The organism is Streptomyces finlayi, from assembly GCF_014216315.1.
GTDB classification, from domain to species: Bacteria; Actinomycetota; Actinomycetes; order Streptomycetales; family Streptomycetaceae; genus Streptomyces; species Streptomyces finlayi_A.
In genome coordinates, this window is sequence record NZ_CP045702.1 from 2,881,491 (window position 1) to 2,905,533 (window position 24,043).

At 69.7% G+C, this 24,043-nt stretch carries 23 protein-coding genes and 2 pseudogenes; 16 read left to right on the forward strand and 9 right to left on the reverse strand.

What is annotated here, in order from left to right:
• Positions 1-340: 340 nt before the first annotated feature.
• Positions 341-625: pseudogene (locus F0344_RS13105) on the forward strand (Uma2 family endonuclease); the annotation flags it as partial.
• A gap of 249 nt (positions 626-874) precedes the next feature.
• Positions 875-2,458 (forward strand): alpha/beta hydrolase, encoded by a 1,584-nt coding sequence (locus F0344_RS13110; protein ID WP_258049919.1) that lies wholly within the window; start codon positions 875-877, stop codon positions 2,456-2,458.
• Positions 2,459-2,696: 238 nt separating this feature from the next.
• On the opposite strand, the gene F0344_RS13115 is transcribed toward F0344_RS13110, so the two are convergent.
• The 4 genes from F0344_RS13115 to F0344_RS13130 form a co-directional block, all read right to left on the reverse strand.
• Positions 2,697-3,572 (reverse strand): hypothetical protein, encoded by an 876-nt coding sequence (locus F0344_RS13115; protein ID WP_185298964.1) that lies wholly within the window; start codon positions 3,570-3,572, stop codon positions 2,697-2,699.
• The gene (locus F0344_RS13120; RefSeq protein WP_185302663.1) at positions 3,569-4,195 is read right to left on the reverse strand and encodes an RNA polymerase sigma factor; all 627 of its coding nucleotides are present in this window, start codon (positions 4,193-4,195) and stop codon (positions 3,569-3,571) included. The genes F0344_RS13115 and F0344_RS13120 overlap by 4 nt, the downstream gene beginning before the upstream one ends.
• A 136-nt stretch (positions 4,196-4,331) precedes the next feature.
• The gene (locus tag F0344_RS13125) at positions 4,332-4,730 is read right to left on the reverse strand and encodes a hypothetical protein (protein ID WP_258049920.1); all 399 of its coding nucleotides are present in this window, start codon (positions 4,728-4,730) and stop codon (positions 4,332-4,334) included.
• A gap of 347 nt (positions 4,731-5,077) precedes the next feature.
• Complete coding sequence (locus tag F0344_RS13130) at positions 5,078-5,716, reverse strand: DUF4328 domain-containing protein (RefSeq protein WP_185298966.1); 639 nt, start codon at positions 5,714-5,716, stop codon at positions 5,078-5,080.
• Between the two features lie 464 nt (positions 5,717-6,180).
• Between F0344_RS13130 and F0344_RS13135 the strand changes: the two genes are divergently transcribed.
• The gene (locus tag F0344_RS13135) at positions 6,181-8,892 is read left to right on the forward strand and encodes an FG-GAP-like repeat-containing protein (protein ID WP_185298967.1); all 2,712 of its coding nucleotides are present in this window, start codon (positions 6,181-6,183) and stop codon (positions 8,890-8,892) included.
• Between the two features lie 129 nt (positions 8,893-9,021).
• On the opposite strand, the gene F0344_RS13140 is transcribed toward F0344_RS13135, so the two are convergent.
• The 3 genes from F0344_RS13140 to F0344_RS13150 all read right to left on the reverse strand — a co-directional run bounded on the left by F0344_RS13140 (position 9,022) and on the right by F0344_RS13150 (position 10,928).
• Positions 9,022-9,561, reverse strand: coding sequence for a hypothetical protein (locus F0344_RS13140; RefSeq protein ID WP_185298968.1), 540 nt, complete (start codon positions 9,559-9,561; stop codon positions 9,022-9,024).
• Between the two features lie 101 nt (positions 9,562-9,662).
• Positions 9,663-10,493 (reverse strand): hypothetical protein, encoded by an 831-nt coding sequence (locus F0344_RS13145; RefSeq protein WP_258049921.1) that lies wholly within the window; start codon positions 10,491-10,493, stop codon positions 9,663-9,665.
• Positions 10,494-10,586: 93 nt separating this feature from the next.
• Positions 10,587-10,928: an ATP-binding protein gene (locus F0344_RS13150; RefSeq protein ID WP_258049922.1), complete on the reverse strand. Its 342-nt coding sequence runs from the start codon at positions 10,926-10,928 to the stop codon at positions 10,587-10,589.
• Between F0344_RS13150 and F0344_RS35140 the strand changes: the two are divergent.
• The 3 genes and pseudogenes from F0344_RS35140 to F0344_RS13160 all read left to right on the forward strand — a co-directional run.
• Positions 10,903-11,064, forward strand: a pseudogene (locus F0344_RS35140) (Scr1 family TA system antitoxin-like transcriptional regulator); the annotation flags it as partial. The gene F0344_RS13150 and the pseudogene F0344_RS35140 sit on opposite strands and share 26 nt — an antisense overlap.
• Positions 11,045-11,251 (forward strand): DUF397 domain-containing protein, encoded by a 207-nt coding sequence (locus tag F0344_RS13155; protein WP_185298970.1) that lies wholly within the window; start codon positions 11,045-11,047, stop codon positions 11,249-11,251. The pseudogene F0344_RS35140 and the gene F0344_RS13155, both read left to right, overlap by 20 nt.
• Before the next feature lie 233 nt (positions 11,252-11,484).
• Positions 11,485-13,071: a peptidoglycan recognition protein family protein gene (locus F0344_RS13160; protein ID WP_258049923.1), complete on the forward strand. Its 1,587-nt coding sequence runs from the start codon at positions 11,485-11,487 to the stop codon at positions 13,069-13,071.
• 76 nt (positions 13,072-13,147) lie between these two features.
• Here F0344_RS13160 and F0344_RS13165 read toward each other — a convergent pair whose 3' ends face one another.
• On the reverse strand, positions 13,148-14,767 hold the full coding sequence (locus F0344_RS13165) for a family 20 glycosylhydrolase (RefSeq protein WP_185298972.1): 1,620 nt from the start codon (positions 14,765-14,767) through the stop codon (positions 13,148-13,150).
• 336 nt (positions 14,768-15,103) lie between these two features.
• On the opposite strand from F0344_RS13165, the gene F0344_RS13170 reads away from it, so the two are divergent.
• The 10 genes from F0344_RS13170 to F0344_RS13215 all read left to right on the forward strand — a co-directional run bounded on the left by F0344_RS13170 (position 15,104) and on the right by F0344_RS13215 (position 22,452).
• The gene (locus F0344_RS13170) at positions 15,104-15,622 is read left to right on the forward strand and encodes a 2-oxo-4-hydroxy-4-carboxy-5-ureidoimidazoline decarboxylase (protein ID WP_258049928.1); all 519 of its coding nucleotides are present in this window, start codon (positions 15,104-15,106) and stop codon (positions 15,620-15,622) included.
• A gap of 166 nt (positions 15,623-15,788) precedes the next feature.
• The gene (gene sdhC, locus F0344_RS13175) at positions 15,789-16,169 is read left to right on the forward strand and encodes a succinate dehydrogenase, cytochrome b556 subunit (protein WP_185298973.1); all 381 of its coding nucleotides are present in this window, start codon (positions 15,789-15,791) and stop codon (positions 16,167-16,169) included.
• A gap of 5 nt (positions 16,170-16,174) precedes the next feature.
• Positions 16,175-16,651 (forward strand): succinate dehydrogenase hydrophobic membrane anchor subunit, encoded by a 477-nt coding sequence (locus tag F0344_RS13180; protein ID WP_185298974.1) that lies wholly within the window; start codon positions 16,175-16,177, stop codon positions 16,649-16,651.
• Between the two features lie 29 nt (positions 16,652-16,680).
• Positions 16,681-18,435: a succinate dehydrogenase flavoprotein subunit gene (sdhA, locus tag F0344_RS13185; RefSeq protein ID WP_185298975.1), complete on the forward strand. Its 1,755-nt coding sequence runs from the start codon at positions 16,681-16,683 to the stop codon at positions 18,433-18,435.
• Complete coding sequence (locus F0344_RS13190) at positions 18,435-19,211, forward strand: succinate dehydrogenase iron-sulfur subunit (protein WP_185298976.1); 777 nt, start codon at positions 18,435-18,437, stop codon at positions 19,209-19,211. The genes sdhA and F0344_RS13190 overlap by 1 nt, the downstream gene beginning before the upstream one ends.
• A gap of 136 nt (positions 19,212-19,347) precedes the next feature.
• Positions 19,348-19,944: a hypothetical protein gene (locus F0344_RS13195; protein WP_185298977.1), complete on the forward strand. Its 597-nt coding sequence runs from the start codon at positions 19,348-19,350 to the stop codon at positions 19,942-19,944.
• A 372-nt stretch (positions 19,945-20,316) separates the two neighbouring features.
• Positions 20,317-20,751 carry a hypothetical protein gene (locus F0344_RS13200; protein ID WP_185298978.1) on the forward strand — a complete coding sequence of 145 codons (435 nt, stop codon included), beginning with the start codon at positions 20,317-20,319 and terminating at the stop codon, positions 20,749-20,751.
• The gene (locus F0344_RS13205) at positions 20,748-21,206 is read left to right on the forward strand and encodes a thiol-disulfide oxidoreductase DCC family protein (RefSeq protein ID WP_185302666.1); all 459 of its coding nucleotides are present in this window, start codon (positions 20,748-20,750) and stop codon (positions 21,204-21,206) included. The genes F0344_RS13200 and F0344_RS13205 overlap by 4 nt, the downstream gene beginning before the upstream one ends.
• Before the next feature lie 58 nt (positions 21,207-21,264).
• Positions 21,265-21,996 (forward strand): TetR/AcrR family transcriptional regulator, encoded by a 732-nt coding sequence (locus tag F0344_RS13210; RefSeq protein WP_185302665.1) that lies wholly within the window; start codon positions 21,265-21,267, stop codon positions 21,994-21,996.
• Positions 21,997-22,176: 180 nt separating this feature from the next.
• Positions 22,177-22,452 carry a transposase domain-containing protein gene (locus F0344_RS13215; RefSeq protein WP_185298979.1) on the forward strand — a complete coding sequence of 92 codons (276 nt, stop codon included), beginning with the start codon at positions 22,177-22,179 and terminating at the stop codon, positions 22,450-22,452.
• A gap of 80 nt (positions 22,453-22,532) precedes the next feature.
• On the opposite strand, the gene ltrA is transcribed toward F0344_RS13215, so the two are convergent.
• The gene (ltrA, locus tag F0344_RS13220) at positions 22,533-23,789 is read right to left on the reverse strand and encodes a group II intron reverse transcriptase/maturase (RefSeq protein WP_185298980.1); all 1,257 of its coding nucleotides are present in this window, start codon (positions 23,787-23,789) and stop codon (positions 22,533-22,535) included.
• Positions 23,790-24,043 lie beyond the last annotated feature (254 nt).

The following is a 24,043-nucleotide window of genomic DNA, read 5'->3' on the forward strand; positions in this document are numbered from 1 at the left end:
CGGCAAGTGACGTCGCACGTCAGCGACAACCTCGACGGGGTTCTCTCCCCCGCGTCCCGGTTGCTGGCGACCTTGCTGTGCCTCCAGCCATGGAAGCGGAACGTTACGTACAGAGCTCTCCCGCCCGCAGAAAAGCCGGGTGACACCCAGCACCATCCCAGCACGGGAGCTCTATCCCGGCACCGTGCTGCGCAGAGCCTGTCGGGTGGCCGGTTGATCACGCTGCGATGAGGTCCTCGACGGTCTTGGCTCGGGCGGTCTCTCGTGGCGCGGCGCGGTGGGCAGCCGGCGCTCCACGGAGCGCCGGGCTCATCGCAGCCACCGCCGCTCCCGTGAGGGCATGACCGCACTGCCCGACGGGATGCGCCCGCTCCGCGCGGAGGGCTGGTTCGCGGAGGACCTGGATCACCTCCCCGAGGCCCCGCGCCACACCGAGCTGATCGACGGAGCCCTCGTATTCATGATGTCGCCCCAGCGGTCCTGGCGCGGCCGTCTCATCACCGCCCTGACCACGACGCTCATGGCGCAGGCACCGACCGGCGTCGAGGTCGAGCGAGAAATGACGATTCGCCTCGATGCCCGAAACCGCCCCGAGCCCGACCTCCTGCTGACGCACCTGACCTACGGCGGGTGGCCCCACCGAGGTTGGGGGGGGTAACCGCAGTGAGTGGGGGCGGTGCTCCGCGTAGCGTCTGACGGTGTGAAACATATGCGGAACGGGGTGCAGAGATCCCTCTTCGGCAGGCGTCAACCGGACTGCTCCGCAGCGGTGTCGGCTGTCCCCTCGGGCGTGGTGGCGGTTCCCGCCCACGGCGAACGAGGCACGTACGAGTGGCACTCCCGACCGCAGCACCCAGCACCTCAAGGAGACTTCGTGATCACCCCCGGCCCTTCCGCGCGCCGCGCCTCCGCTCTGGGCCTCGCCCTCGCCGCCTGCCTCGGCGCGGCTCCCGCCGCCACGGCCACGGCGCCCCCCGCCTCGTCGAGGTCCGGGGCCGGACTCGACCGTTACTACGACCAACTCCTGGGCTGGGGCAGCTGCTCCAAGGGCCCGGAAGACACCATGGGGCGCGATCTGGACAAGGCCGGCGTGCAGTGCGTGGACGTCACCGTGCCGCTCGACTATTCCAAGCCCCGGGGCCGTACGATCACCGTCGCGATATCCCGGCTGAAGGCCACCGACACCCGTCACCGCATCGGCTCGATCCTGCTCAACAACGGCGGTCCCGGCAACACCGCCCTCCAGTCCCCGCCGGAATTCCACGCGTGGATGAAGAAGACAGGACCGCGTTACGACATCGTCGGCTTCGACCCGCGCTTCGTCGGCCGCAGCACCCCGCTGGACTGCGGCTGGCCCGTCGGCACCAACCTCTTCTCCGCCGGGCTCGGCAGGGCGAGCTTCGAGCGCCAGGTCGCCCTCCACAAGGACCTGGCCGCCAAGTGCCGTACCACCAACGCCGATGTGCTGCCGCACGTCACCACCCGCAACACGGCCCGCGACATGGACGTGATCCGCGGCGCGCTCGGCGAGAAGAAGATCTCCTACTTCGGCTACTCGTACGGCACCTACCTGGGCACTGTCTACACCCAGATGTTCCCCGGTCGCACCGACCGCATGGTCCTGGACGGCGCCATCGACCCGCGCGAGTTCGGGCCCCGGCTGCTCCGGGAGGCAGTCGGCGAGAACGAGCAGGCGCTCGCCGACTGGGCCACCTGGGCGGCCCGGCGGCACGACACCTACGGCCTCGGCCGCACCCGCGCCCAGGTCCTCGCCACCGTCGACCGCGTCATCCGGCAGGCCGCACGCGGCCCGCTGACCGTCGGCACCGCACCGGACACCTTCCGGCTCGATGACACCCAGGTCCCGTTCGTCCTCCTCGCAGGGCTCGACAGCGACACCGACACCTCCCGGGCGTCCCTCGGTGAGCAGGTGTCCGTGCTGAACAAGGCCGCGGCCGGGCAGTCGACCAAGCTCTCGCCGCAGTTCGCCGGACTGCTGCGCTTCGCGACGACCGGCGACCAGTCGCACATGGGCAGTGCGCAGACCGCGGTCATCTGCGGGGACGTGGCCGCCCCGCGCGACCCCGAGGTCTACTGGCGGGACATCCAGCGCAGCCGCGCCGCGTACCCGCGCTTCGGCGCGATGAACAACAACATCGGCCCGTGCGCCTTCTGGGACCTGCCCCGCGAACAGCCCACCCGGGTGAAGCACGATGCCGAGGCGCTGATCGTGTCCGCCACCGGCGACCCGCGCACCACGCACAAGGGTGCCGTTGCTCTGCACGGGCTGCTGCCGAGCTCCAGGCTGATCACCGTCGAGGGCGCCAACCGGCACGCGGTCTACGGCCTCTACGAGAACGCCTGCGTCGACACCAAGGTCAACCGGTACCTGGCCACCGGCAAACTGCCCGCCGACGACCGGACCTGCTCCAAGCGGGCCGGGCTGCAGCCCAGGTAAGCGGTGCGTCCCGCAGCCCGGCAGGTGGTGCCGCACGTCAGCGGAGACCTCGATGTGACTCTCCCCTCGTCCAGCACGGGGAGGGGCGCCCCAGCACCCACCGCGCACTCAGCGATCGGTAGCGATATCGGGCGGCGAGGATGGCGATCCCCTTGTCCGTGACACGCCGGCCCCGGCCGCCGGGACCAAGCCCTCCGGCCGCGGCGCCCCGGCTCCGTGTAGAGCCCGTTCGCGCCGGTCAGCCGGCGGCCGCGCCGTTCCTGCCGCCGATCTCGGCACCGCTTGCACCGCCACCGGACGCTCCGGCCGCTCCGGACGCTCCGGCCGAGGCACCGTCGTCCGTCCCGTTCGGCGGCACCGGACCGTCCTGCTTCGCCTTGCCGCTCCCGTCCGGATCCCCCGGCTCGTCCGGAGCGCCCTTCGAGCCCGGCGCCGGCCGTCCGAGCAGTACGCCGCAGTAAGCGGTCACTGCCGCCTCCGACGCCTCGCCCGCGGCCTCCTGCAGACGGGTGAAGGCGGTGGAGGCCGCCACCTTCCCCTCGCCCCGGTCCTTGACGTACACCCGGCAGAGCGCGGCCTCGGCCCTTCCGCCGGGGCCCCCGGGTCCGCCAGGCCCCCCGGGTCCCCCGGGCCTCTCGGACGGCAGGAGGAAGCCCGGCTCGGTCGTCGCCGCCCTCCCCCTACCGTCATCGCCCGGTGTCGGCCCGCTCCCGGCGGAGCGATGTCCGTCGGGAGTCGCCGACGTGCCGCCCGTGGGGTGTGTGGACTCCGTCGGCCCGCCCTTCTCGCTGCCCCGGGAGAACGGAGTCGGGAGCGCCCCGCTGCCGGCCGCCACAGCGACCCCGCCCAGCGTCGCCGCCACGACGAACCCGCCGAGCATCATCCGGACCGGGCGCGTCCCCCGCCACGACCTCACCGGACGCCAGTCGTCGCGCCGCCGCCACCAGGGCGACCGCACGGCGTGGGCTCCCCCGTCCCGCGCCGCGCGGAAGGCCGCGGTCGCGCGCAGCTCGTCGTCCGCGCCGGGTGCCTCCGTGCGCCGAGCCGCCGCGAGCAGCGCGGCGAGTTCGGGTGTCTCCGGCGCTTCGGGCTGCCGCTGCGATTCGTTTCTCATACTTCATCCCTCAGCGTGCGGCGCGTCCTGTTTGTCACAGCGCCCGTCCCGCCCGGGGACAACTGCTCGGCCAGTCTCTTGAGTCCGCGGTACGCGGACGTGCGCACGGCACCCGCACGCTTGCCGAGCACGCGCGCCGTCGCGGCGCCGTCCAGACCGACCACCACCCGCAGCAGCACGGCCTCGGCCTGTTCACGGGGCAGCGCGCCGATGATCTCCAGAGCGGCTTCGGTGGAGAGCGACTCCAGGGCCGCGGCCGCGGTGTCGTGTCCACCGGGAAGCTGAAGGACGTCCTGCTCGATCACGGTGGTGCGGGGCCGCCGCTTCTGCTTCCTGAGGTGGTCGAGCGCCCTGTTGCGGGCGATCATCGCTGTCCAGCCGCGAAACCCTGCCCCATCGCCGCGAAACCGCCCCAGGTCACGGGCTATCTCCAGCCATGCCTCCGAGGTCACGTCCTCGGCGTCCTCGCCCACCAGCCCCCGCACATAGCCCAGCAGGCCGGGCTGCACCCGCCGGTACGCGATGGCGAAGGCCCCCTCGTCCCCCTGCTGCGCCCGCTCGACGGCATCGCCGAGCTCGGCGTCGTACTGCTCCTTGCGGCGCTGTTCCCCGCCCGTGCCCAACACTTCCCTAATCAAAGCCCGTTCCGGCACCTGCCCCGCCGTGCCCTTACTCACATGGGGACAGCGGCCCCTCTTCCCGTTCTGCGCCCCCAGACACAGAAACGTCACAGGAATATGTCCGGCGGAATCGAACACGCTACCCGCATACGGCCTTTCGCCGAGCCAAGCGGCCGTGCAGCGAGAGATACAGCCGCTGCACCGACTCCTCGGAACCCGACTCGAAGCGGTTGACGACCTTGCCGAGCGGATTCCACACCCGCCCGTCGGGCATACGCACGCCTACGGTCTGATGGAACAACTCCCTTTGCGCGGGGTCGAAGTCCACCCACACACCTCCGGCCCTGCGGACGATCACCTCGCCGGTGTACGCGCCGAGGCCCAGCAGGATTCCGTCGACCCGGTCCCGCCGGGGCTGGTCGCGCCGCAGGCCGTCGACGACGAGATCGACGAGCCGGAGACTGGCGACGGAGTAGTCCAGGGGCAGCCGGTTGCGTTCGGTGAGCCGGGTGACGAACGCCGATGTGTAGGAGCGCATCGTCAAGGCTCCTGGCAAGACCGCCCGCTCGTCCCCACTCATGATTCCCCCTGCCCTCGCCGTGCCGGCGATCACCGACACTGAACCAGCGACGAGGAGCCCGGAAACATCACGCGGACGGAGCTGTGTTCGTTCTCATGAGCAGGATCAGGACGATTCCATCCGGCCGACACAACCATTGCCCGTCTCCGGGCGTCCGTGCCGCCGCTGACGCCGTGGAGGCGGGTGCCGCATGCCTCGCGGCCACGCGTTCCCGCCGAGGTGGGGGCGGTTCGGGCAGGGCGAACGCCTCCTCCTCCCGGACGGTCCGGGTCACCCGACGGTTCCACTCGGGCAGTTGGTGACCCCTACGCGGGCTCGGGGCTGCGCGCCGGCCCCGCCATCGCCTTCTCGTACTGCATCGAGGTGATCCGGCGGACCATCGCGGCCGCCAGGCAGGCGGCGATGAGGTCGAGGAGCGAGAAGCCGACCGAATACGCGGCGGCGGTATCGAACAGGGAAGTCCCCATGTCCTTTTCCGCCATCTCGGGTGCCGCCGTCTCGGCCTGGCAGACCAGCCAGAGGCCCCACCAGAGATTGATGAGACCCGTTCCGGTGGCGCCCGGCCGGTCGGGGGCACTGGCCCGCCAGACGTCCACGAGGATGCGGCGCGGGTACCAGAAGCTGACGAACGGCACGAACCAACCACACCAGATCCACGGGCGGCTGTGCTTGTGGCCGTCGGGGCGGAAGGCCTCCGCGTTGAACCGGACCCGCCACAACCAGGCGCAGAAGACGATCCCGCAGGCGACGAAGGCGAACCCCTGCATACCCAGCAGTGCTCCGTGGAGCGCGTCGAAGCGGCCCGGGTTGGCGACGAGGCCGGACTGCGCCATCGCGGAGAGGCTGAACAGGATGTCGAAGAGGTCGGTCAGCGCACACAGGCCCAGCAGGACCACGGCGGCATACGAGAGCCCTGCCGGCGAACGCAGTTGCGGAACGGACATGACCTGGAAACCCCCACGGTTCGGCGCCACCCTGCGAGCCTCTTGCGGTTCCGCGGTGACGAGCCAGTGGATCCTACTGAGGTTGAACGCGAAACAACGGCTCGTCCACCGCCGAGGTGTCGCGCCGCCGGCAGCCACCGCCCTGTCGGCGCGCAGTACCACCGGGGCCGCGACACACACCGGCGGCACCAGCCCTCGCAGTCGGCCCGCGCCGAGCCGCGATCGCCGTAGGCAAACCGTCCTCGGCTTTCTCCCCCGACGGGCCTGACCCCTCCGATCACCTCCGGCCACACCTGTGATTCACGTCACCCCGATGGCGATCGGGGTGACGTTTGATCCTCGGAGGCCGCTGGGGATTTCGGGGCGCTCGTGTGACGGGCGAGGCCACATTGAACTTATGGGTATTCGAAATCTATTGAGGGGTGGGGCATTTGAGCCCGCGCAGTTCGCATGCGTACAGACCGATGAGCCTGAAGCGCCGCGCCTGGCTCACCATTGGCGCGGTCGTGCTCGGGGGTGCGGGGGCGGTCACTGTCGCCATAGCCAATCCGGACGCCCCCGAGGACCACGGGGCCAAGCCCCGTAAGGCGTCGGTCCACGAGCTGACGCTCAAGGGCACGGGGGATTCCAGGCGGTCCCTGCCGCGTACCGACACCGACCCCTTCTCGATGGTCGGCGTCGTCTGGGCGGACCCGGAGGCCACGGTCGACGGCAAGGCGGAGGTACGCACCCGCAGCCGTGAGACCGGGCAGTGGAGCGGCTGGCTGGAGGTGCACCTGGAGCAGCACCTCGGCGCGGAGCGCGACGACGACGAGGCGAAGCTGCCCGGAATGTCCGAGCCGCTGTGGGTCGGGCCCTCCGACGCCGTCGAGGCGCGGGTCGTCCGCGCGGACGGCACGGCCGCCGACGGGCTGCCCAAGGGCCTCGAACTGTCACTGGTCGACCCGGGCGTCACCGCCAAGGAGGCCGCGGCGCCGGGCGCCGACGCGCAGAGCGCGTCGTTCGCCGTCGAGGAGACCGTGACGCCCACGCCCACGGACAGCGAGACGGCGACCGCCACGCCGAGCGAAACGCCGAGCGAAACCGCTTCGGAGACCGCGACACCGACCGAGACGGCCACCGAGACGGCGACCGCCACGCCGACGGACACCACCTCGCCGCCCGCGACCCCGACCGACACCCCGTCGCCCACGCCGACCGTACCGACGGCGCCGCCGTCCACGGTGAACCGGCCCGCGATGACGCTGCGCGCCGGCTGGGGCCCGGACAAGTCGCTCGCGACGAACTACAGCGACCCCGAGTACATCGACAAGGTCCAGGCCGTCTTCGTCCACCACACGGTGGGCTCGAACGACTACAGCTGCGCCGAGTCCGCCGCCCTCATCCGCGGCATCTACGCCTACCACGTCACCCCGCGCAGCGGTTACGACGGCTGGAAGGACATCGGTTACAACTTCCTCGTCGACAAGTGCGGTCAGATCTTCGAAGGCCGTGAGGGCGGCGCCGACCTGCCGGTCCTCGGCGCGCACACGTACGGCTTCAACTCCTACTCCACCGGCATAGCCGTGCTGGGCAACTTCGAGACGGGCAAGCCCACCCCGGCCGCCCTCAACTCGGCCGCCCGCGTTGCCGCCTGGAAGCTCGGCCAGTACGGCGTGAGCCCGACCGGCTCGGTCACCCTGACGGCCGCCGCCGACACCGGTGTGTACAAGAAGGGCGCGCAGGCCACGCTCAAGACGATCTCCGGTCACCGCGACGGATTCGCCACGGTGTGCCCCGGCCCCACCCTGTACGCCAAACTGCCCGCGATCCGGGCGTACGCCGCCGGAGCGGGCCGCAACTCGGTCGTCCCGACGGCCGACTTCAACCGGGACGGCATCAGCGACCTCGTCGTCGGCCTCCCGAAGGTCTCCGGCAACGCCGGCCGGGTCACCGTGGTGCCGGGCAGCCAGAACGGCCCCGACGCCGCGTCGAAGCGCATCATCGACCAGGGCAGCCCCGGCGTCCCCGGTGGCAACGAGTCGTACGACTACTTCGGTTACTCCAACGCCTGGGGCGACCTGAACGGCGACGGCCACGCGGACCTGGTCATCGGTGCGCCGGGCGAGGACATCTCCCAGTCCGACAACGGCACGGTCGTCGCGATGTACGGCCCCGGTCTCACCACCGGCAAGGGCCACGCGATCACCAGCTCCTACCGCGTGGGCGGCGAGAAGCTCGGTTACGCCGTCTCCGCGGGCGACTTCAACGCCGACGGCATGGACGACGTCTTCGCCGTGGCTCCCGGCAAGCCCGGCCGCTGGTGGAGCTGGGACAGCAGGTCCGGCAAGGCGACGGCAGGTTACCTGAACACCACCGCGTACACCGGAGCCGTCGGCTACCCGACCTCCGCCACCGGCGACTTCAACAAGGACGGCTACACGGACGTCGCGGTCGGCTTCCGCGACCCGGGCGGCAAGGGCCGCCTGCTGTGGCTGAAGGGCTCCGCGACGGGCCTCCAGCGGGTCGGCGTGCTCGCCGCGCCCGGCGGACGCTCGCTCGCCACGGGCGACGTGAACGGCGACGGCGCCACCGACCTCGTGGTCGGACAGCCGTACAACAGCGAGTCCGGCCACACCGCCAAGGGCGGCGCGGTCACGGTCGTGTTCGGCTCCTCGACCGGTCTCACCTCGACCGGCCGCAAGCTGTACCACCAGGACACCTACGGAGTGCCCGGCGGCGGCGAGAGCGGCGACAACCTGGGCTGGTCGGTCTCGGTCGGTGACGTCGACCTCGACGGTTACGCCGACATCCTCGCCGGTCTCCCGGGTGAGGACCTGACTCGCTCCGGCGCGTCCCGTACCAACGCCGGCGCCGCCCTCATGGTGCGCGGAACCGCCAGCGGTCCCACGAGTTCCGGGGCCGTCGTGATCAGCCAGGACACCCCGGACATCCCGGGTGTCACGGAGACCGACGACCGGCTCGGCTCGTCCGTCTCGCTGGCGGACCTCACGGGTGACACCCGGGCGGACATGGCCCTCGGCGCGGACGGCGAGGACAGCGAGAACGGCACCGTGCTCCAGCTCGACAACATCGCGGGCAAGGGCATCCTGCCGTCGAGCGGCTACTACTACGGCACGTACCAGCTGGGCGCCCCCAAGGGCGTCCGGATCGGGCTGAACGTGCTGGCCCCGTAACACCCCGCCGGTCCGCGCCTCGCGCGGCCACCGACACCGGAGCCCCTCGGCCTGACCCGAGGGGCTCCGGCCTTTGGGCGGCGCAGTACGGCGCACATACGGCGCAGGCTCGCGTCCGGCTCTCTTCGGTCAGGACCGGCCGCGTGACCGGCGCGAGATCACCGCGCGCAGCACGCGCCGGCCCTCGGTCGACCGTTCCAGGGCGCCACGCAGCCCGCTCGCACCGCCCGCCCCGCTCTCCGGGTCCGAAGCCTCCGCGAGGGCCTCCAGGATCTCGGCCTGGCGCCGGAGTTCCCCCGCCACGAGGGGTCCGTCCCCGGCCGCCCCTCCGCCGACGGGCATGTCGAACCGGCGGTGGAACTCCAGCGAGAGCAGCGAACAGGTCCGCGCCCACTCCCGCAGCGGTTCGACGGCCCAGTCGGACGGGGCGGTGCGGAGCATCTCCGGTACGGGCGAGGCCTCTTCGTCCACGTCCGCCGTCGCCGCACGGGCGGTGTCCAGGCGGCCGGCCCAGTCACGGCCGTCCTCACAGCTCGCCCAGAGCGGGCGCAGCGGTTCGGATTCGCCGCCGCCTACGGCGACGGGCGGCAGACAGCGTTCGAGGCAGGCAAGCGCACTCGCGGCCAGCCCCCGCTCGTCGGCCTCGGCGATCCGTTCCTGCAGGCTCATCAGCGTCTCCCTCATGGCGCGTGGCATCCCCCCCTGCCCCGTACTGCGCCGAGTGGCTGAAAATCGTCACTGAGCGGCGAATTCAGGTCACTGCGCTCCGGTCAGCGCACACCGGCCGGCATCTCGATCTCCCCCTCGAACACGCCCTGGTTCTCCTGCCGGACGTCCTGATCGAACGCGATGTCCTGTCCGCCGTACGGGACGAGGAAACCGAACGTGAACCGATAGCTCCTGATCCGGTACGTCGTCGCGTCCAGCACGAGCACCTCCTCCAGCCCGGACAGCGTGACCTGGGCTTCGTCCACCGGGATGCCGGCCTCGCGGAGCTGTTCGGCGGTCGGCTCGAACTCCCGTACCGCCTTCTTCACCCAGCTCCGGTCACGGACCGCCGCCAGCCTCTCCTCGCCGCTGCGGACGCGGAGTTCGACCGCGCCGTCCACCAGGACCGGTTTCACGCCGTCGCCAGTGGCGGCGCGCGCGTACGTCCGGAAGTCCTCGATGACCGCGACGGCGTCCTCGACCTTGTTCCGCATCTCGGAATCCGAGGCGGGGGCCGCCTTCCAGGGCGCGTCACCGTCCCGGAGGTGGGCCGTACCGTCCGCGACGTAGATCTCCTCGTCCTTCTTCACGCCCTTGCTGCTGATGCTGACCCCCTGCGAGTACAGCGCCTGCGGCGCCATGGCGCGCCGGACCGTGGCCCGGTAGGACGCGGCACTCCGCTGGCCCTGATGCGTCAGCCCTTCCTCCCCCTTCACGGAGAACGTCCACGCGCCTTCCTCGGCCATCGCCTCCGCGGCAAGCGCGAGGAAGTCCTCCGGGGACTCGGGCGCGGGAGCGGGAGCAGAGGTGCGCTTCGGTGGCTGCCGCTCCTCCGGGTCCTTCCCGTCCTCCGCACCGCAAGCGGCGAGGGGGAGCGACAGCGAGAGAACCAACGCGGCACACCTGGAACGACTTCGCACGTACCTGTTCCTTTACGTTCGTCACGGCCGTGGAGCCCGTAGAGCGGCCGGACTGTACAGCAGCGCTCACCGCGCGATCACGCCGAAGGACATCCGCGGCGAATCGACCGGACCGGGCGTCGCCCCGGCGCCCCCCGGCAGCTCGCACCACACCGTCTTGGCCCCGGGTCCCTGCTCCACACCCCAGCGCAGGGTCAGGCCGTCGAGCAGCGCGAGGCCACGGCCGGCCTCGTCGCCGTCGGCCGCCCGGCACAGCACGGGCAGGGCCCGCGGGTCGGGGTCGGTGACCTCGAGCCGCGTACGGCCGCCGTCGGCGCAGAACAGACGGACGGTCACGGGCGCCCCGTCACCGACGTGCCGGACGACGTTGGTGATCAACTCAAAGGCGCAGTACAGCGGGGACACCATCGACGATCCGGCCCTCGTGAAGCGCTACCGCAAGGCATACGATCGGCTCAGGGCCGCCGCACTGCCACCAGAGGCGTCCCTCGCTCTGATCGAGGATGCTGCTGAGGATGGTCGAAATGGCAAGCAACGGGAATGATTTGAGCACGGCCGTCTGGCGCAAGAGCAGTTACAGCAACGGCGACGGCGGGAACTGCGTCGAGGTCGCCGGCGGCCTCGTGGGCATCGTCCCCGTCCGCGACTCCAAGGTCCCCCACGGCCCGGTCCTCACCGTCACGGCCCCGGCCTGGACGTCCTTCGTCACGCTCCTCAAGAACGCGTCGTAAACGCCGTCAACTCACGCACCACCGAGGGCAACTGACCTCTGCCCCAGGTCGGTTTCACCCTATTCATTCGCTCGCTCGCATCGCGAGATCCGTGCGGTGTATAACCGCCCGGTGCCTGGCCCGCCGCAAGTCCGGCAGGGCCACCGCGATCCACGGCTTGACGAGGGATGAACATGAGTCCGAGTGGCACCCGCGCACGGCGGGCGAGGAAAGCACCACGCACGATCTGGCTGGTGGCAGGAGCAGTCGTCGTCGGAGCCACCGGAGTGACGGCCGTGGCCGCCACCGGAGACTCCGATAACACCGAAACCATCAGCAACTCCCGTCCCGCGAAGGCTCATACGCTCGCGCTGGACGGCAAGGACCAGAAGAAGCGGACCCTTCCGCGCACGGAGACACAGACGTTCTCACTCGTCGGCGTCTCCTGGGACGACAGCACCGACGCCTTCGAGGGGACAGCCCAGATTCGGACCCGCGGCGCCGACGACGGCACGTGGACGGACTGGAGCGACCTCGACTTCGGCATCCGGGCACCGGAGTCGGCAGAGGGCAAGGACTCCGGCGTGCGCGGTGCATCCGAGCCGCTGTGGGTCGGGCCGTCTGACGCCATCGAGGCACGCGTCCTGGCCGACGGCGAGGAGACAGCCGTACCGAAGGCGCTACGGCTCGACATGATCGATCCGGGCGTGACGGTCAAGAGACAGGGCAAGGGGAGCGTGAAGGGCGACGGGAAGCCGTCGGCGCGGCCCAAGGAGTCCGACGCCCCCGCTCCGAGCCCTTCGGCCTCCGACGGCGACACGGCTCCGAGCACGACACCCGAGCCGACCGTCTCCCAGCCGAGTGAGCCGAGCGGGCCGAGCGGGCCGAGTGAGCCGACGGACGCACCGGTCACCGAGCCGCCGTCCACGCCCACGTCTCCGGCCACCTCCGACGCGCCGCAGGAACCGAGCGCCGAGCCGAGCACCTCCGCCCCCGGCGAGGACCCGACGACGAAACCCACGACGGAACCCACGGCCCCGACCGCCCAGCCGGACCCGACGGACCCGACCACTCCCGCCACGGAGGAACCGCAGGAGCCGACGGCCGAGCCGAGCCCCACCACCCCGAGCGAGAACCCGACGACGGAGCCGAGCAGCATCCCGGACGCGCGGCCGACGGCGTCGACGAGCGCGAAGCCCGACCCCACCGGGTCGACGGGTCCGGTCACTCCGCCCGCACCGCAGATCGTCAGCCGCGCCGCATGGGGCGCGGACGAGACGCTCGTCACCGACCCGCCCTCCTACCTGGCCAAGGTCGACGCGGTCTTCGTCCACCACACGGCCGGCACGAACAGCTACGAGTGCGCCGAGTCACCCGCCATCATCCGGGCGATCCTCACGTACCACGTGAAGTCGAACGGCTGGAGCGACATCGGCTACAACTTCTTCGTCGACAAGTGCGGAACGGTGTTCGAGGGCCGCGCGGGCGGTACCGACAAGCCCGTGCGGGGGGCCCACACCTACGGGTTCAACGGCTACTCCTCCGGCGTCTCCCTCCTCGGTGACTACGAGAACGGAGGCACGCCGACGGCCGAGGCCAAGCAGGCGATCGCCGATGTCTCCGCCTGGAAACTGGGCCTGCACGGCGTTGACCCGGAAGCGAAGGTGACGCTCACCGCCGCGGGTGACACCGGCGTCTGGAAGACCGGCGACCGGGCCACGCTCAACACCGTCTCGGGTCACCGCGACGGCTACGCCACGCTCTGCCCGGGAGCCACGCTCTACTCGGCGCTGCCGGAGATCCGCCGCACGGCGGGCACCTCGGTGTACGCGGCCGGCTGATCCCACCTGCCCGGCCGCTTCCCGCACGGATGCGGGAAGCGGCCGGCCCGGGGACGCCCCGGCCGCGACCCGCCCTTCAGCCCGTCGCACCGGCCCGTTCGCCATCGACCTCCTGGGCCAGCTCCTGGAACTGCGCCCAGCTCAGCGCGGGCTTGCGCGGGTCCCAGAGCTTCTGGGCCGTTGCCTGGAGCGGCCGGTGGATTCCGGCCGCGACCTGGTCCTGGGTCTGGGAGTTCGCGAGGTCGCACCAGACCGCGAACCGGCCGCCGAGGATCTGGCCGGAGTACTTCTCCGGCACCGCCTCCGTGCCGCGCAGGACGAGCGGGGTCCACTGTTCGTAGATGCGACGGCCCGTCGGGTACGTGAACTGGTTCGGTTCACCGAGTACGTAGTAGAGGAACTCGTCGTTGAGGTTGACCACCTTCCGGCCCTCGGCCAGGTACTCCAGGGGCGGGCGGGCGCCGATCTCCTTGCCGGTCCAGTACTCGACCTCGATGCCCTTGTCCGCGGTGACCTTCCCGCCGCTGAAGAAGCCGTCGTTCCACGCCTTGGGGGTCTTCTCCGCCTCGCGGACGACCGCGGCGCGGTCGTTGAGCCAGCCCTCCGCCAGGTCCTGGATGGTGGCGCCCTCGCCGTACTTCTGGCGGGCGGCCGCGGCCAGCTGCGGGTAGGAGGCCTGCGGGCTGCTCACCGTGAGCGCCTGGTACTCGTCCGCGCCGACGTGGAACCAGCCGCCGGGGAACAGCTCGGCGTACTCACGCAGCAGGTCGTCGACGATGCGGGCCGCTGCGGGATCGGAGATGTCGATGGCGCCCTGCCGGGCCACGCCCTGGGTGTTGCGCAGCTGGAGGTCCGGGTGCGCCCGCATCACGGCACCCAGGTGTCCCGGTGAGTCGATCTCCGGAACGACCGTGACGTGCAGGCGGGCCGCGAGTGCCAGGATCCCGCGGACCTCGTCCTTGGTGAGGTGCTGCTCGGACACCACTTCGGGGTGCGATTCCGACTCGATGCGGAACGCCTGGTCGTCGGAGAAGTGCAGGCCGAGCTGGTTGAGTTTCAGGTCGGCCATCTCGCGTATCCGGTCCTCTATCCAGCCCGCCGTGAAGTGCTTGCGGGCGATGTCGAGGTTGAGGCCGCGCTGGGGGCGGTCGGGCCGGTCGCGTATCTCCCCCTCGGGCACGACCCCTCCGGTGCGCAGCGCCTGCTTCAGGGTGCGGGTCCCGTAGAAGACCCCCGCCTGGTCGGGGCCGCTGATCGTCACGCGCCCTTCGCCGGTCTTCAGCGTGTACGACTCGGGGGCGCCCTTCCCCGCGGTGCCGAGGGCCAGCTCGACATCACCGGCGCGGGCTGCGACCTCGCCCCGATAGCGGATCTTCAGCTCCTTGGCGAGCAGCTGGGCCTCGTCCGCGAGGGCGTCGCTGCCGTCGGCTATGACGACCGTGCTGTTCCGGCCCGGCTCCCAGCCGGGCCCGCGGGCGGCCTCGTGCTCGCGTACGGCGGGGATGGTGCGGGGCTCCGTGGAGAGCGGGTAGCTGCGCGAAGGGGAGGCGGAAGGCGTGGCGCGGGCCGGTGACGCCGCCGTACCGGTCGTGCGCGCGTCGTCGGAGTCATCGGGCCGGACGACGACGGTGAGGGCGACGGCGGCCGCAGCCGTGACCGCCGCACCGGTCAGAAGAGCACCGCGTGAGGGCGACATCGGTCAGTACCTCCGAAATAGGGGACAAAAGGTCAAAATGAGAGTGAAACGGTGATCCGAAACTCTGCCGTCCGGGTGATTTTCATGCGTATGTCGGACGGCCGTTGCCCTCCCTGGCTAGCGTTACGGCACATTCGCCTCTCCCTTCACCTTCTTCACTCTCTCCACCCGTGCAACCTCGTTGCCCTCCGTCCCCTCTTAGAGGGGCACAGATGTCGTCCGTTCGAGGAGTCCACGCTGTCCAGGTCCAGCGAGTCCCACACCGGCCTGCCGGAGCGACCGCACCAGCGGGCCGGGCGGTCGGCCCTACCGGTCCAGAGCCGCGGCCCCACGGGCGTGGGCGACCACTCCGCGGGCCTCGCCCGCTTCAACGCCGCACCGCGCGCCGAGGCCGAAGCCGCGCTCCTGGAGTGCTGCGGCAGCCACCGCTGGGCCCTGCGGATGGCCGCCCACCGCCCGTTCCCGGATCTCGACGCCCTGCTCGCCGCCTCGGACGAAGCGGGTTACGACCTGTCTCCCACGGATATCGCCGAGGCGCTCGCCGAAGAGACCGCCCCCTGCCTCCACCACGCCGCGCCGCGCGCCGCGCACCTCGCCCTCCAAGCCGCCCACGCCGCGTACGAGAGCCGCTTCGGCCATGTCTTCGTGATCAGTCCGGACGCCCACCGGCCCTCCCAGCACGTGGATCAGGTGCTCGCCGGGATCAGGGCACGACTGGCGCACGACCCGGACGAGGAACGGGCGGTCACGGTGGACGAGATGCGGCGGCTCGCCCGGGAGCGCATCATCGAGCTGGTGACGGACGAGGGCCTGATGAGGGGCTCGGACCGAAGTGCGCCCTTTGGGATGCTCTAGCCCGTCCGTGCCTGTTTGATTGCCACTTTGATCACACCAGAGGCCCCGGGGCGAACGAACCGACAAAGCGTCGCTACGATGGCCGGGGCCGGTGGACCGTACCCGGCCGGGTCAGACCGACAGTCAAGCCGGCCGACCCTAATCCCCGCTCCCGGAGGGTTCTTCCGTGCCGGCTGGAACGCTGTACCGCGGCCGGGAAGGCATGTGGTCATGGGTGGCTCATCGAGTCACCGGTGTCCTCATTTTCTTCTTCCTGTTCGTACACGTCCTGGACACCGCTCTTGTCCGCGTCTCGCCCGAGGCATACGACGAAGTCGTGGCCACGTACAAGACGCCGCTTGTCGCGCTCCTCGAATACGGCCTCGTGGCCGCCATTCTCTTCCACGCGCTGAACGGTCTCCGCATCGTTGCCGTGGACTTCTGGGCCAAGGGCCCGCGCTTCCAGAAGCAGATGTTCTGGACCGTGCTGGGCATCTGGGCCGTGCTGATGGTCGGGGCGCTGTATCCCGTCCTCGGCCACGCCGTACGCGAAGTCTTCGGGAGCTGATGCCAATGTCCACCGAGAGCACTTCCGCGATCGGCGACGTCGAGGGCGTGGCCCTCTACGACGTCGACCACCCCGCCCCGGTGATCGAGCCCCCGCGCAAGCGGACCGGCAAGACGCCCAAGGGCTCGCGCACCAACTTCGAGATGTACGCCTGGCTCTTCATGCGCCTGTCGGGCATCGTGCTGGTCGTCCTGGTCATCGGCCACCTGCTGATCCAGCTCGTGCTGGACGGCGGCGTGTCCAAGATCGGCTTCGCCTTCGTGGCGGGCCGCTGGGCTTCGCCGTTCTGGCAGGTCTGGGACCTCACCATGCTGTGGCTCGCCATGCTGCACGGTGCCAACGGCCTCCGTACGGTCATCAACGATTACGCCGAACGGGACAACACCCGCTTCTGGCTGAAGATGCTCCTGTACACCGCCACGGTGTTCACCGTCCTGCTGGGCACGCTGGTGATCTTCACCTTCGACCCGAACATCCGCTAGGCGCCGGGACAGAGGGACCAGAGGAAACCATGCAGATCCACAAGTACGACACCGTCATCGTCGGCGCAGGCGGCGCCGGTATGCGCGCGGCCATCGAGTCGACGAAGCGCAGCCGCACCGCCGTGCTGACGAAGCTCTACCCCACCCGCTCCCACACGGGCGCGGCGCAGGGCGGCATGGCCGCCGCCCTCGCCAACGTGGAAGAGGACAACTGGGAGTGGCACACCTTCGACACGATCAAGGGCGGCGACTACCTGGTCGACCAGGACGCCGCCGAGATCCTGGCGAAGGAGGCCATCGACTCCGTCCTCGACCTGGAGAAGATGGGCCTGCCGTTCAACCGCACGCCCGAGGGCAGGATCGACCAGCGCCGATTCGGCGGTCACAGCCGTAACCACGGCGAGGCCCCGGTCCGCCGCTCGTGCTACGCCTCGGACCGCACCGGCCACATGATCCTCCAGACGCTGTACCAGAACTGCGTCAAGGAGGGCGTGGAGTTCTTCAACGAGTTCTACGTCCTGGACCTCCTGCTCCAGGAGGTGGACGGCGTCAAGAAGTCCGCCGGCGTCGTGGCGTACGAGCTGGCCACCGGCGAGATCCACGTCTTCCAGGCGAAGTCGATCATCTTCGCCTCCGGCGGCACCGGCAAGTTCTTCAAGGTGACGTCGAACGCGCACACCCTGACCGGTGACGGCCAGGCCGCCGCGTACCGCCGCGGTCTGCCGCTGGAGGACATGGAGTTCTTCCAGTTCCACCCGACGGGCATCTGGCGCATGGGCATCCTGCTGACGGAGGGCGCCCGCGGTGAGGGCGGCATCCTCCGCAACAAGGACGGCGAGCGCTTCATGGAGAAGTACGCGCCCGTCATGAAGGACCTCGCGTCCCGTGACGTCGTGTCCCGCTCCATCTACACGGAGATCCGTGAGGGCCGCGGCTGCGGTCCCGAGGGCGACCACGTCTACCTCGACCTCACGCACCTTCCGCCGGAGCAGCTGGACGCGAAGCTTCCGGACATCACGGAGTTCGCGCGTACGTACCTCGGCATCGAGCCCTACACGGACCCGATCCCGATCCAGCCGACCGCGCACTACGCCATGGGCGGCATCCCGACCAACGTCCAGGGTGAGGTCCTCGCGGACAACACCACGGTCGTCCCGGGTCTGTACGCCGCGGGCGAGGTCGCCTGCGTGTCGGTGCACGGCGCCAACCGGCTCGGCACCAACTCGCTGCTCGACATCAACGTCTTCGGCAAGCGGTCGGGCATCGCCGCCGCCGAGTACTCCGCGAAGAACGACTTCGTCGAGCTTCCCGAGAACCCGGCGCAGCTCGTCGTCGACCAGGTCGAGCGCCTGCGGAACTCGACGGGCACCGAGCGCGTCTCGACGCTCCGCCTGGAGCTGCAGGAGTGCATGGACGCCAACGTCATGGTGTTCCGCACCGAGCAGACCATCAAGACGGCCGTCGACAAGATCGCCGAGCTGCGGAAGCGCTACCTGAACGTGTCCATCCAGGACAAGGGCAAGCGGTTCAACACCGACCTCCTGGAAGCCGTCGAGCTGGGCAACCTCCTCGACCTGGCCGAGGTCATGGCGACGTCCGCGCTGGCCCGCAAGGAGTCCCGCGGCGGTCACTACCGCGAGGACTACCCGAACCGCGACGACGTCAACTTCATGCGCCACACCATGGCGTACCGCGAGGTCGCCGACGACGGCACCGAGTCGATCAGGCTCGACTACAAGCCGGTCGTCCAGACCCGCTACCAGCCGATGGAGCGTAAGTACTGATGGCTACCCCCACCCTGGAGAAGTCCGGCAAGGCTCCCGAGCCCGAGGCCGGCTTCGCCGACTCCCCGTACATCACGGCCACGTTCCGGATCCGCCGCTTCAACCCGGAGGTCTCGGAAGAGGCCCAGTGGCAGGACTTCCAGATCTCGATCGACCCGAAGGAGCGTGTCCTCGACGCCCTTCACAAGATCAAGTGGGAGCTGGACGGCACGCTGACCTTCCGCCGGTCCTGCGCGCACGGGATCTGCGGCTCCGACGCGATGCGGATCAACGGCAAGAACAGGCTCGCCTGCAAGACGCTGATCAAGGACCTGAGCCCGGAGAAGCCGATCACGGTCGAGGCCATAAAGGGCCTCACGGTCCTCAAGGACCTCGTGGTCGACATGGACCCGTTCTTCCAGGCCTACCGCGACGTCATGCCCTTCCTCATCACCAAGGGGAACGAGCCGACCCGCGAGCGTCTGCAGTCCTCCGAGGACCGCGAGCGCTTCGACGACACCACCAAGTGCATCCTGTGCGCCGCGTGCACGTCCTCGTGCCCGGTGTTCTGGAACGACGGGCAGTACTTCGGCCCGGCGGCGATCGTCAACGCGCACCGCTTCATCTTCGACTCGCGCGACGAGGGCGGCGAGCAGCGCCTGGAGATCCTCAACGACCGTGACGGTGTGTGGCGCTGCCGCACGACGTTCAACTGCACGGACGCCTGCCCGCGTGGCATCGAGGTCACCAAGGCGATCCAGGAAGTGAAGCGCGCGCTGATCACGCGTCGTTTCTGATCGTTCTGTTTCACGCATGCCCCAGGGGCCCCGGCCGCCGCCGTATCACGGTGGTGGCCGGGGCTTCCCGCTGCGTCGACCCCTGGGGGGCGGTACGGTCGTGCGGAGCTTGTGACCAAGGAGAACGGGGAAAGCCGTGAGCGATCCGAATCCGTACGCGGACGACTCGTACACGTGGGGACCGCCGCAGCAGCCCGGCAACCCGCCCACCATGCCCGACGGGCAGGCGTACGGCCTTCCGGGGGGCGCCACCCAGGGCTACGGCTACCCGCAGCCCCTGCCGGACAACGCCGCGCAGCCCGGTCCGGCCTACGGCTACCCGACGGCCGGACACGGTCAGCCGACGATGCCCGGCTCCTACCTCCCGCAGCCGGCCTGGACGCACGGCGGGGTGCCGGTGCTGGCGCTCGGCGACATCACCGTCGTGAACGACTCGATCGTCACGCCGGCCGGGACCATGCCCCTAAAGGGCGCGATGTGGACGGCCACCGACCTGTCGCGCACCGAGGAGAAGATCCCCACCGTCGCGATCGTGCTCGCGATCGTCTTCGCGCTGCTGTGCCTGCTCGGCCTGCTCTTCCTCCTGATGAAGGAGAAGCAGACCACCGGCTTCATCCAGGTCACCGTCACCAGCGGCGGCAGGCACCACTCGACGCTGATCCCTGCGACGGGGCCGTACACGTTCCCCATGGTCATGGCCCAGGTCAACGCCGCCCGCTCGATGAGCGCCTGAGCGGACCGCCCGCCACCCCTGTTCCTCTTCGGCCGGCGGGGTCCGCGTACCGACGGTGTGAGTCCCGCCGTCCGCCGCCGCGCAGCTGACCGCCCTCAGGACCGGCACGTGCCGGTCCCCCGGCCCGCTGCTTGCCGTCCCCGCACCCGGGTCCGCCCGGCCTCGGCGCCCGTCGTCGGCGCCCGTCCTCGGCGCCCACTTCCGCACCCGATCCGCGCCCGTCCGCGCCCTCGACGCCGGGCGCGGCTTCCTCATGTCCGGATATGGCCGGCGCACCTGTCCTTGCCTTCCGATCACCGTCTTGAACATGTTCAATTTTAGGCCTACAGTCCATGACAACAACTTTTGAACACGTTCAAGGGAGCTCGGGGCATGGATCTCAACGTTGTCGCCTACGTCATCTACCTGCTGATAAGCGTCGCCCTCACGGTCTGGGTCGCCCGCACACTCAGCCGCAACGGGAAGGTGTTCCTGGCCGACGTCCTGCACGGGAACGAGAAGCTGGCTGAGGCGGTCAACCACCTGCTGGTGGTCGGCTTCTACCTGGTCAACCTGGGCTTCGTGACTCTCTACCTGAAGAACGCCGACAGCGTGACCGACGCCAGGCAGCTCTTCGAAGCACTGTCGACGAAGGTCGGCGTCGTCCTGCTGGTCCTCGGCGGGATGCACCTCGGCAACGTCTACGTACTCAACAAGATCCGCCGCCGCGGCCTGATGGAGCGCGAGCAGACCCCGCCGGTACCGCCGCAGGGCTGGACCGGGCCCGCGAACCAGGGCCCGTGGGCCGCACCGGCCGCCGGGAAGTGACACCCGTGACGACCAGCGGACCGCGCACGCCGGTCGCCCGCCTCACCGTCCTCTACGACGCCCAGTGCTCGCTCTGCGTCCACGTGCGCCACTGGCTGCTGAAGCAGCGTCAGCTCGTCCCGCTGGACCTCGTGCCGGCCGCCTCCGAGGAGGCGCGCCGGCGCTTCCCCGGGCTCGACCACGCGAGCACACTCACCGAGATCACGGTGATCGGCGACCGGGGCCAGATCTACCGCGGGACCTCGGCGTGGATCGTCTGCCTCTGGGCCCTGGCCGAGCACCGGCACCGGGCCCACTGGCTGACCACCCCGGCGGGCCGGCCCTTCGCACGGGCGACGGTGCTGGCCGCCGCGAAGTACCGCTCGGTGACCGCGGCTCCGTGCGGCGGCCAGGGTGCGGCCTGCGAGGTTCCGGGCGGCGGAGTCCCGGTCCCGGGCAGCGGGCCGGGCGGTTAGCCTTGGGCCCGTGGCGAGCGACGAACAGAACAAGACGGGCGACCCGGGTGTGACGGGCATGACGGACGAGCACAGCGGGAAAAACGCAAAGCCGGTCAAGGCCCAGAAGAGCGAGCAGACCCGCACCCTCATCCTCGAAACGGCGCTCCGGCTCTTCCAGGAGCGCGGCTTCGACAAGACGACGATGCGGGCCATCGCCAAGGAGGCGGGGGTCTCCGTCGGCAACGCCTACTACTACTTCGCCAGCAAGGAACACCTCGTCCAGGGCTTCTACGACCGGATCGGCGCCGAACACAAGGCGGCGGCCCGTGAGGTCCTGGACAAGGAGACGGACCTGGAGACCCGGCTCGCCGGAGTGCTCACCGCCTGGCTGGACATCGCGGCCCCGTACCACGAGTTCGCGGCGCAGTTCTTCAAGAACGCCGCCGATCCGGAGAGCCCGCTCAGTCCCTTCTCCGCCGAATCGGAGCCGGCCCGGGAGGCGTCCATCGCGATCCACCGCGAGGTGCTGGCCGGTTCGAAGGCGAAGATCCCCGCGGAACTTGAGGACATCCTCCCCGAGCTGATGTGGCTCTCCCAGATGGGTCTCGTCCTGTACTGGGTGTTCGACCGCTCGCCGGAACGCGAGCGCAGCCGCCGCCTCGCGGGCCGCGGCGCCCGCCTCACCACCCAGGGCGTCGCGCTCGCCCGGTTCCGCGTGCTGCGGCCACTGGTCCACGAAGTGCACGAGCTGTTCACGGACTTCCTGCCGGGTATGGCCGAGACCGCCACGGCCCGCAAGAAGCCTTAGGTCCAATGCCGTTCGGTTAGGGGTTCGGTCAGCGGCGCAAACTCTCGGCGTTTCGGCTGGTGATACGGGTGCAGCCCCTGTAGTGGTTCTCGGGTCCGCCAAGACTCGTGTTCCTCCACAAGGGCTGCAGTGTCTGATTCTGTCATTACGCATGCCCCCGGTGTCTTTGCCGTGGGGCACTTGGGCGAGTTGACCCAGGTTGTCCCGTTCGATCTCGTCGACGAGGCACTCGCATCCGCAGGTGGTCTGCAGCAGCGGGTTCGACGGCTGCCGTCGCGGGTGGTGGTCTACCTCCTGCTCGCAGGCGCACTGTTCACCGGGCTCGGCTGGACCGGGATCTGGTCCCGGCTGACCGCCTCACTGCCCGCACCGCTGCCCGTGCCAGCGGGTTCATCGATCACGGCCGCGATGCGACGGGTCGGCCCCAAACCATTGAAAGCACTGTTCGCCGAGTAGCCGGAGGGAATCTCACCCTCCGGCTCTCACAGAACCGTGCGTAACAGTCTCCCGTTACACGGCTCTTGTCGCTCTGATCGTCAGACCGTCACGGCGGTGGGGGTGATGCGCCAGTGCGCGAACATGCGGGGGTATCGCTGAGCGATCTCCTGCATCTTCGCGATGGCCTTCCGCTTGGCCGCGAGCCGTTTGTACTTCTGGCGGATCCAGCGCACCAGGTAGGCGTTGATGCGCATCACGAAGGGGATCAGCTCCCAGGGCCTGAAGCGGCTGTAGTAGTTGATCCAGCCCGCCACCACAGGATTGATCCTGCGGGCGAGCTCGCGGAAGGACAGATCTGAGCGGGTGTGCAGTCGCCAGGACCGTAGCTCCCGCCCCATCCTCTTCAGGGCGTCGTTGCTGACCGCCGGATCGAACCCGAGGAACAAGTTCCCGTGTCGACTCCGGTTCTTCCTGGCGCGGAACGTGTACCCAAGGAAGGTGAACGCCGTGTGCTCGTGCGAGCCGCGGCGGCTGCCGTCCTTGCAGTAGATGATCCGGGTCTTGTCCGGGTGCAGCCGCAACCCGACTTCGGCCATCCTGTCCGTGAGCGCGGCCAGCACCTGGCGTGCCTGGCGCTCAGTGACGCAGTGCAGCACTGCATCGTCCGCATAGCGTTCGAACCAGACGGACGGAAACTCCCGAACCATCCAGGCATCGAACGCATAGTGCAGGAACAGGTTCGCCAGGACGGGAGACACCGGCGCGCCCTGAGGCGTCCCGCACTCCCGCTCCAGCAGCAAGCCGCTGGGCAGTTGAAGCGGCGCACGAAGCCACCGATCAACATACAACTTCACCCAAACGGCGTCGGTGTGCGCTTCCACAGCCTTGACCAGCAGGTCCCAGGGCACGCTGTCAAAGAACTTGGCGATGTCGAACTCCACCACCCAGTCCCGCTTCCAGCAACGCTCCCGGCATTTTCCCACCGCGTCCAAAGCTGACCGTCCGGGCCGATATCCGAAACTGTCCGGATGGAAAATTGGCTCCACCCTTCGCATCAGATGCCGGGCGACCACGGTCTGTGCCACACGGTCGGCGACAGCGGGAATGCCAAGCATTCTCACACCACCATGCGGCTTAGGAATGGCCACCGCACGCACCGGAGGAGGAAAATAGGAGCCCGACGACATCCGATTCCAGATCTTGTAAAGATTGTTCTTCAGATCCTTCTCGAAGTCCGCGATACTCTGCCCATCCACCCCAGGCGCGCCTTTATTCGCCCTGACTTCCTCCCACGCTTCCCTGACTTCCCACTTCGAAATATCAAACGACTTGGTCGATGACTTCAACTGGCCCATCGGACTCCTCCCGGACAGCGTCCGGTTGATGCGATCAACACAGTCACGAACGACCCGGCCCCTTCACTCCACCCCCGTTACAGGGGCTTCACCGCTACTACGAACCGGTCCGCCGGCCTGCCCCGCCTCGGTACTCGACCCCTCACAGTTGCTGCTGCTTGGGGCACTCCCTCTCGCCAGCCGCCACGCGGCCGGCAGTATCGGGGCACGCCTTCTCCTGTTCCATACGGAAGCCGCAGACCGGACTCACGTCG